This is a genomic window from Ferrovum myxofaciens (assembly GCF_000735045.1).
Lineage (GTDB): Bacteria > Pseudomonadota > Gammaproteobacteria > Burkholderiales > Ferrovaceae > Ferrovum > Ferrovum myxofaciens.
In genome coordinates, this window is record NZ_JPOQ01000220.1 from 1 (window position 1) to 366 (window position 366).

Here is a 366-nt window from a genome sequence, read left to right on the forward strand (position 1 = left end):
TTTCTGGCCCGTCTATGGGGAGCAGGATGAAATCTGTTTCCTGTTCTACCCGGATCGCCAGCATAAGCGGGTGGCCCAGGCCCTCCAGAGTGAGCATGCCCCAGCAGATGCAGTCCTGTTGACGGAGGCCATGGGCTACGCGCGGGAACGGGAGGCAGGGCTGCGGGTATTTCTGAATGACCCCGAAGTTCCCCCAGACACCAACCATTTGGAAAGGGCTCTGCGGGTGATCCCCATGGAGAAAAAGAATTGGAATTTCTGTTGGACCGAAGTGGGTGCCGAACTGACCGGAGTGGCCCAGTCCCTGATCACCACCTGTCGGCTGCACGACATCAATCCCTATGACTACCTAGTGGATGTGTTGCA

Annotated in this window: 1 protein-coding gene; it reads left to right on the top strand. The window is 57.7% G+C overall.

Annotated elements, in window-relative coordinates; genetic code table 11:
- Positions 1 to 366, top strand: a 366-nt coding sequence (locus IV91_RS0112925; RefSeq protein WP_031599119.1) for an IS66 family transposase, incomplete at both ends; no start/stop codon positions are given.